The 7,469-nt window shown below is 31.4% G+C and carries 8 protein-coding genes and 3 pseudogenes; 2 read left to right on the plus strand and 9 right to left on the minus strand.

The window, feature by feature from the left end:
* Together ACEW7V_RS00830 and ACEW7V_RS00835 are read left to right on the plus strand one after the other, a co-directional pair.
* Nucleotides 1–250: pseudogene (locus tag ACEW7V_RS00830) on the plus strand (DNA primase); the annotation flags it as partial.
* 1,392 nt (nucleotides 251–1,642) lie between these two features.
* Nucleotides 1,643–1,954 (plus strand): annotated as a pseudogene (locus ACEW7V_RS00835) (HIT family protein); the annotation flags it as partial.
* A gap of 589 nt (nucleotides 1,955–2,543) precedes the next feature.
* Here the strand turns inward: ACEW7V_RS00835 and ACEW7V_RS00840 are convergent.
* The 9 genes and pseudogenes from ACEW7V_RS00840 to ACEW7V_RS00880 all read right to left on the minus strand — a co-directional run bounded on the left by ACEW7V_RS00840 (nucleotide 2,544) and on the right by ACEW7V_RS00880 (nucleotide 6,170).
* Nucleotides 2,544–2,738 carry an SAM-dependent methyltransferase gene (locus ACEW7V_RS00840; RefSeq protein ID WP_374695582.1) on the minus strand — a complete coding sequence of 65 codons (195 nt, stop codon included), beginning with the start codon at nucleotides 2,736–2,738 and terminating at the stop codon, nucleotides 2,544–2,546.
* Nucleotides 2,739–2,758: 20 nt separating this feature from the next.
* Nucleotides 2,759–3,669 (minus strand): annotated as a pseudogene (gene rpoD / locus ACEW7V_RS00845) (RNA polymerase sigma factor RpoD); the annotation flags it as partial.
* A gap of 589 nt (nucleotides 3,670–4,258) precedes the next feature.
* The gene (locus ACEW7V_RS00850; protein WP_374695583.1) at nucleotides 4,259–4,792 is read right to left on the minus strand and encodes a hypothetical protein; all 534 of its coding nucleotides are present in this window, start codon (nucleotides 4,790–4,792) and stop codon (nucleotides 4,259–4,261) included.
* Between the two features lie 49 nt (nucleotides 4,793–4,841).
* Nucleotides 4,842–4,976, minus strand: a complete 135-nt coding sequence (locus ACEW7V_RS00855) for a hypothetical protein (RefSeq protein WP_374695584.1) — start codon at nucleotides 4,974–4,976, stop codon at nucleotides 4,842–4,844.
* A gap of 97 nt (nucleotides 4,977–5,073) precedes the next feature.
* Nucleotides 5,074–5,307, minus strand: a complete 234-nt coding sequence (locus ACEW7V_RS00860; protein ID WP_374695585.1) for a toprim domain-containing protein — start codon at nucleotides 5,305–5,307, stop codon at nucleotides 5,074–5,076.
* Between the two features lie 26 nt (nucleotides 5,308–5,333).
* The gene (locus ACEW7V_RS00865; RefSeq protein WP_374695715.1) at nucleotides 5,334–5,417 is read right to left on the minus strand and encodes a hypothetical protein; all 84 of its coding nucleotides are present in this window, start codon (nucleotides 5,415–5,417) and stop codon (nucleotides 5,334–5,336) included.
* Between the two features lie 152 nt (nucleotides 5,418–5,569).
* Nucleotides 5,570–5,803: a hypothetical protein gene (locus ACEW7V_RS00870; protein ID WP_374695586.1), complete on the minus strand. Its 234-nt coding sequence runs from the start codon at nucleotides 5,801–5,803 to the stop codon at nucleotides 5,570–5,572.
* A 42-nt stretch (nucleotides 5,804–5,845) separates the two neighbouring features.
* Nucleotides 5,846–5,962 carry a hypothetical protein gene (locus tag ACEW7V_RS00875; RefSeq protein WP_374695587.1) on the minus strand — a complete coding sequence of 39 codons (117 nt, stop codon included), beginning with the start codon at nucleotides 5,960–5,962 and terminating at the stop codon, nucleotides 5,846–5,848.
* A 127-nt stretch (nucleotides 5,963–6,089) separates the two neighbouring features.
* Nucleotides 6,090–6,170, minus strand: a complete 81-nt coding sequence (locus ACEW7V_RS00880) for a hypothetical protein (protein WP_374695716.1) — start codon at nucleotides 6,168–6,170, stop codon at nucleotides 6,090–6,092.
* Between the last annotated feature and the right edge of the window lie 1,299 nt (nucleotides 6,171–7,469).

Genomic DNA, 7,469 nt, shown 5'->3' on the forward strand with positions numbered 1-7,469 from the left:
TTACGTATTGCTATGAAGCCTTAGGGAGGACAATTAAAATTAAATCAAATCCTTATGAAATCCGCAGGATTTTACCACCATATGATAAAACTTGTAAAGATGTTGATGATTTATTACGTCAATACGGCAAAACAGTTTATCAAAAATGTTTAGATCCTGCACCTCCTATGAAGAGGCCGAAAAAAACAAATAGTGGATTTAGCTATCTATTTTTTGCAAAGATAAAGTAGAAGTCATTGCCAAAGAATAATTAAAAGGAGAAATCAAAAATGAATGATACCAGTTTCAAGAAATTAAATCGAGGTTGAACACTTAAGAATGTAATTAAAAATAACCAAGTTGCAAGTTGCAAGACTTTCAAAAAGCAATTTTAATCAAAAATAATTTTCAACAATTCAAAGTTAGAATGTTTTTCAAATATTCTAATTTTTTTTATATAAATTGCAACATTAGCTTGTTATTTTATCTTTTTCAGTTTATTGTGATATATAATAAAGAAGTGATGATAAATTTTGGCCTTTTTGCAAAACCAAAAAAGACAAAACCACAAAATGCAAGAAATATTAAGGGAGGTATTAAAAGTTGTCAAATTATAGTTTCAAATTGAACAACAATCAAGTAGCAACAACTAAAAAATTCTCTTTACAAACAATTAAAATTATCACCTAATAAAACGGTTGCTTTTTGTTATAGATGAATCTTTGGCTAAAATAACAGTTTATAATAACGGAACTTTGTTAGTAGGAAAAAATACCTTATCTATCATTGCTTTTATTAAAAAAATATTTGCAAATAGAAAACAGTTAGCGATAATAGCGGAAAATAAAAGAAGTTAGCCATTCATTAGTCAAACAAGTCCCAACGTTAAAAACTAAAAAGCAATGCAGGGACAAATTCATTTTTTGCCACCTTTATAACAAAAAAACTTATTATCTTCCATCCATTGGTTCTGATGAAGTAGGTACAGGAGATGTTTTTGGTCCTGTTACGTTTGTTGTGTTTACTTGACTGCTAAAAATATTGTTTTTTTGCAAGAGGTAGGAACTATTGCCGAATCCAAAAATCTCAGATGAAAAAATAATGCAGCCTAGCTCCTTTAATTATGAAAAGAGAAGTTATTTATTCTGTTAAATAATGATGCCTTTAGAATACAATCAAAAAATCAAACAATGTAATTCAAACAAAATTAAGGCTTTAATGCATACCTAAAGCAATTAAGCAAACCGTTTTAAAGCTTCTCCAAATGTTTGTCATTTTGGATCAGTTTTGTTTTCCTAAAATTATCTTAATTAGTTTGCAAGACCAAAAAGCCCAAAATGAGATTTATACAAAGATTATTTTTGAAACTTAAGCAATATAGTTCTTATTTTAGTGTTGCTGTGGCTTCTAAGTTATTGGATATCTTTTTTTAACACAATAGCAAAACTTTCTAAGCAAATTAATTCCAAATTACGCAATTATAGGAGCAGGCAAATTGGTAGGATTTGCAAATTGATTTGATAGTAAAACAATACGGATTAGAGATTTGCCTCAAATTGCTAAGTGTAATTTTAAAAATATTGTGCGCAAAATGGAATAAATTTATAATATTGGTGCTTAATTGTAAGTTTATTTATCCAAAAACATATTTAAAGGAGTTTTTATGTCAACTATTTTTACTAAAATTATCAAAAACAAGTTCCTGGTTATCTACTTTATGAGGATAATTTAGTAGTTGCTTTTTTAGATATTACCCAAGCGACCAAAGGACACACTTTGGTGGTGCCTAAACAAAATATCGATATTTGATGATGCCCGAAGATAGTTTTTGCCCATTATGTTTAAAGTAGTACATCAAATAAGCAAAGTATTAATGGATGTTTTCAAGCTCAGGGAATCAATTTATTAAATAATAATGGCAAAGTAGCAGGGCAGACTGTTTTTCATTATCATAGTGCATTTGATTCCTCGTTTTGATGAAAAGAAATTAATTTGGTTTTAAAAATAATGCTTCTTTGATGTTTCCTCAAGATTATGAAAAAAGTTCAAAAGCTATTTTAGCGCATTTGAATAAATAAAAAATATATTGTTATGAAAACATAAAATAAATATATTGCTGTCTTGCTTTTTTGATGATAAAACCTTTAAAATATTTATATGGGTTTTATGGGTCTTTTCTAACTGTTTCATTTATTTAGACAACAATATTTCTAATATAACATTTAGTCAGATTAATCGTTGGTCTTTTTTGTTTATAAAAATGGCACATTGTAACTTATAATAAAAAAACCAAACTATTTTAATAGTTTGGTTTAATCATAGATATGTAATTGGAAGCAATTACTTTTGCGAGTTACTTTAAGAAATGATAAAATTTGTCAAATAAATGATATTCTTCTAAAATTTGAAAATCGTTTTTTAATATCCATTCTTGAGATAATCTTGATTGCTTTGTGATCTAATATAAATGTTTGCTTTTATCAGGACTTTTTCAAGTATTTTAGTAATAGCACTTAAATTTCATACCTACAAATTAGGACAAGATCAAAATCTTGGCAAATGTTTCAGGATCCGTCACTTAAACAAAAAGTAACTGGATAGCAAGCAAGGTTTTTTGGGTTTGAAATAAAGGTTTTAATCTTACTATCTGCTGCAATTGCTTGTTTGATATAGCTTTGTTGAAAAACCTTTTTGAGTACTAAACCATGATCTGTTCCGATGTCTACAACGGTGTCGCAATTTTTTAGTAAGAGACGCAATAAAAGGGATTCGTTTCATTTTATTTGTGGTTGTGGTACAAACTTTTTAATTTGCTTTGTTTAGCTGGAGTTCTGAGTCGTCTTAGAGCTTTGGATTCAATTTGGCGGATTCTTTCTCTAGTAACTCCAAATAAAATGCCTACTTCTTCTAAAGTGTGGGTTTTACCATCTAAAATACCATATAGCGCATTTTTAATACTTTTTCCTCGCGGTCAGTTAATGTATTTTCTAGGACTTCATCTAAAAGCTTTTGAGTTACTTCTTTCATCATGTATTCGTGGGGGGATAAAATGTTGGGATCTGAGATAAAATCCCCAAAGAAGTTTCGTCTTCGTTTTCTCTTGCGGGAGCTTCCAAAGAGATGGGTTTTTTTTCAATATATTGGATGCTGCGAATTTTTTCAGCAGAAATATTCATTTTGTCGGCTAACTCTTCAACTGTAGGTTTTTTCTTAAGTTTTTGAGTTAATTTGCGAGTGCAAAGTGCCATTTTATTAATAGTTTCTACGATGTGGACAGGAATACGGATAGTTCTTTGCTTTATTCGGCAATCGCTCTTGTGATGTGGCTTGTCTAATCCACCGGGCGGCATAGGTAGAAAATTTGAATCCTTTTTGATAATCGAATTTATCTACTGCACGCATTAAGCCCATGTTGCCTTCTTGATTAAATCAAGAAACAAAATGCCTCTTCCAATATATCGTTTGCAAAATGGAAACTACTAATCTATAATTGGATTCTACCAAAATCATCTTTGGCTCGCCTTGCTTGTTCGATTTGTTCATGTGCTTCTTGGAGTTGTTTTCGGATAATTCAATCCCTTTGCTTTTGTGCTTGGCAAGCTTTTGTTTGGCTTGTTTTCCTAAAAAAACTAAAATGGATTTTTTTTGTTCTTCTGCTAGCGAAAGCAAAGGGATTTGACCAATTTCTTTTTAAATATGATAAAGAACTGAGGTCATCCATTTTAATATCAGAGAATGATTTTAGAAATTTCCTTCTTTAGAAATTTTTCATCTTCGTTCCTTCTATGAGCTTTTCATCCGATATCAAGTCCTCTTCAGAAATGTCAAAATCTTGGATGTCTTCTTTCTGAGTCTTGTGTGTTTTCTTCATCTTTGCTGTCATCTGTGTTTTCTGTTGCATTTGTTAATCTGAATCAAGGTCAGTAAAATCATCATTGGTGGTGTTTGCTCTGGGGAGCGCATCATTTTGATTGGGGTTTTCTATTGAGATGGAGCTGTTTGTGTTTCGCAAGAAATAATTTGAATCCTTGTTCTTTCTTAGGGTTTTGTGCTATTTGTTGATATGGTATTTTTATGTTTTGATTTTGCAAAAAAGACATAATTAATTGAGATGTTAGTTTTTTGTTCGCTTCCTATTTCTTTGTTTCATTTAAAGTTTTGATTATGTTATCGAATTCCATTTATTAACTCCCTTTTTCTTTTTTTAATTAAAAATTTGGCTATGAACTTGTTTTGATTTTGGTTTTTTTGGATGATTTGTTTTTTAACAAAATATATATCATTTACTAATTCGCTTAATTGTTGTTGCAATTGTCTTCTTTCTTTTTTGAGCTTGTCTTTCTTTTTTTTTGTAATTTGTTTTTTCGGTGTTATCTATTGGAAGTAATTTATCATTTAACTCATTTATTTTTTGTTGTTTTTGTTCTATTTTGTCGCGGATTTCTAATTCTTTTTTTTTTATATAATTGTTAAATATTTTGCCTTCTTTATCTTGTAAAAGAGGGCGCTTTTCCATTTTAAAAAAATGATGTTTTTCGATAGATGTCAATAAATCATCAATATTTTCTTTAAATGCGGTGTTTTTGATTTCTTCCCAAGAGGATACAAGTTTGTTTAGGATTTTTCTTGTAATAATTTTAATATAGTTTAGCAGACAACTGCATTGCAAGTCATCAAAACCGGGGGTTTTTTTGATGGTGGCAAATATTTTGGGGTTTTGGGTTTTGAAAAAAGCAGCATTTAAAAGCAATTCTATGATGATTTCTATTTTAATGTCAAATTTGGTTACATTTAATTGTTGTTTGGTGAGCAATGTAAGGGGAGGTTTTGTGGCTTTGTTAATGGAGACTTGAGAATTAAGGTTAACTGTTAGTTGATATGTTTTTTGTAAAGTATTCTTGATAAAGCATTTGATTCCAAAATCCCAGGATTGGAATAGTTCTTGTAATTTTTTTGGTTTGGGCTTGGTTGTAAGAAACCATTTGTTGGCAAATCAAAATCCACTTTCAAAGCTAAAAATCCTTTAAATTATCAGTTAGAAGGTGTTGGTATTTTTCGGGTCCTTCAGTTTTGATGTATTCATCAGGGTCTAGATTATTGGGAAAATCTACTATTTGGACTTTGAAGTGGTTTTTTTTGGAGAAAGGTTCCAATTTCTAAAGTAGCGGTTTTTCCTGCTTTGTCGCCGTCATAGGCAATAATTATTTTGTCGGTGAGTTTTTTAATAGTTTGGCATGATCCAAAGTAAGTTTGGTTCCCATGGTAGCAACTACGTTTTTGAATTTGGGCTTTTGAAAGATGCCATAACATCAAAAAACCTTCATGCAAAATAACTGTTTAGTTTTTTTCTGATTTCAGCTTGGGTTTCTGTAGTATTGATACAAAGTTTCGCCTTTTTTGAAAATTATTGTTTCGGGACTGTTGAGATATTTAGGCATTTGATCATCTAGACTGCGGCTGGAAAAAGCAACAACAATTTGGCCTGATTTGCGTTAGTAATGGGAAAAATGAGTCGGTTTTGAAAAAATCATAAAAGTTGCCGGTTTTTTCGTCTTGATTGATGAGACTTAATTTTTTGAGGTCATCAGGGTCAAATTTGGTAACTTCCATTAAATAACGTGATAAATGGGAAGCTTTGGGGAGCATAACCTAATTTAAAATGTTTTATTATGTCATTGTCAAAGCCTCTTTGTTCTAAATAATTGAGGACTTGTTTGTTGTGTTTTAATTGATGGGAATAAAAATCTGCTGCTTCTTGCATGATGTTGTAGAATTTTTGGTATTGATGGGTGCTTTGTTGGGAGTAGGAAGTAGCAATGCCCAAGCGGGTTGCCAGTTCAAAAATGGCTTGATTTAAAGGATGTTTTTATGCTTGTAAAAAAACAGGATTACCGCCTTTTTTACAAGACATACAAACTCCTATATTTCTTTCAGGAGACACGAAAAAGAGGCGTTTTTTCATCGTGAAAAGGCACAACCCCATGTAATTTTTGCCTGATTTTTTAATTGTGTCAAAATTCTGAACTTAAATTGCTAGATAGCATTTTTTCATTGATTTGATCAATTAATTGTTTGTTATCTTGCATTTACAGATCCGTTAGTTTTAGCTGTCAATTTTTTCTGACGTATTGTTTGGCTTCTGCTAGTAAAAAGGTTTGTTGTTGGGCGGTGTCACGGTTTCTTAAAGTCACTGTGTTGTGGGTAAGGGTTTGGTCGTCTACAGTGAGACAAAAGAATTACCAATCCATATCTTGTCTGCGGTATCTTTTTCCAATACTTGGGTATCATCGTAACCATATCAAAATGTTTGGCTAAATACTAGTGGATTTCTTGGGATTTGGCGCTGTGTTTTTTTTTGATTAATGGCAAAAGAAAGCATTAAAGGTAAGCAAAAGGGTGAAAAGTAAGGATTTGCCTTGTCATTCGTTGGAGGTGCTTTCTTCGTGGTAATTGTTAATTAGAAAAGCAAAAAAATAGTCTTTCTATTCCTAAAAGAAGGTCTGATAACGTAGGGTAAAATTTTTTGTTTGGTAGTTTCTTCCAAAATAAGTAAGATCTTTTTGGAGTGTTGTTGAGTGGGTTTTCAAGTCAGGATTTGTTCTGAAGCAATCCCCAAAGTTCATCAAAACCCTCAAGGGAAATTTGAATAAAATATCGCAAGTTTGTTGTGAATAATGGCTGAGTTTTCTTTTTGTGATCTTTAAATGTTAAATTTTGCGGGTTCATACCCCAAAGCAATTAAAAAATCATACATTAAGTTTTTCCAGTGGTTAAACCAATGGGCTTCGGTGCCTGGTTGGCAAAAAAATTAGTTCCATTTGTTCAAATTCACAGTACGGAAAATAAAGTTGCCGGAATTGTCACTTCGTTGCGGAATACTTTTCCAATTTGGCAGACTCCAAAGGGAAGTTTTTTCTGGTAGTTTTTAAAATGTTTTTAAATTGGATAAAAATTCAACGTATTGCTGTTTCAGGTCTTAAATATAGAGGTTTGAGTTTTCAAAATGACTCCTTGATGGGTTTTAAAGCATGTTAAAGGTCTGATGGGTGTCCAGTTGGAAGTTCTAAGACTTGGTTTTTGACTAAATAATTAAACTACATTTGTTCGTAGGACCAACCGCTAATATCTAACTGGATTGTGGCTTTCGATAGGTTTATCAGCACGAAATCTCTCTTGTTGGTGTCTTGATTTTCGGTAGGATCGAAAAGAATCCAGATGACCTGATGCTTTCCATACGGTAGAATTAAGTAAAATGGATCCATCTAACAAAACATTATTGGTTTGTTGGACAAATTTTTGCACCAAGCTTTTTTAATGTTGTTTTTTAATAAACTGCCTAAAGGGACCATAATCAACTGGCAAGTCCTCCATAAATTTCACTGCCTGCAAATACAAATCCTGTTTGTTTGGCTAATGAAATAACTTTGTCTAAATTTTGCATCCCCAAAGCTCCTTTTTGTTGTTAGTGTTGATGTTTTGTGTAGTACGTA

The sequence above is a fragment of the Areca yellow leaf disease phytoplasma genome, assembly GCF_041920595.1.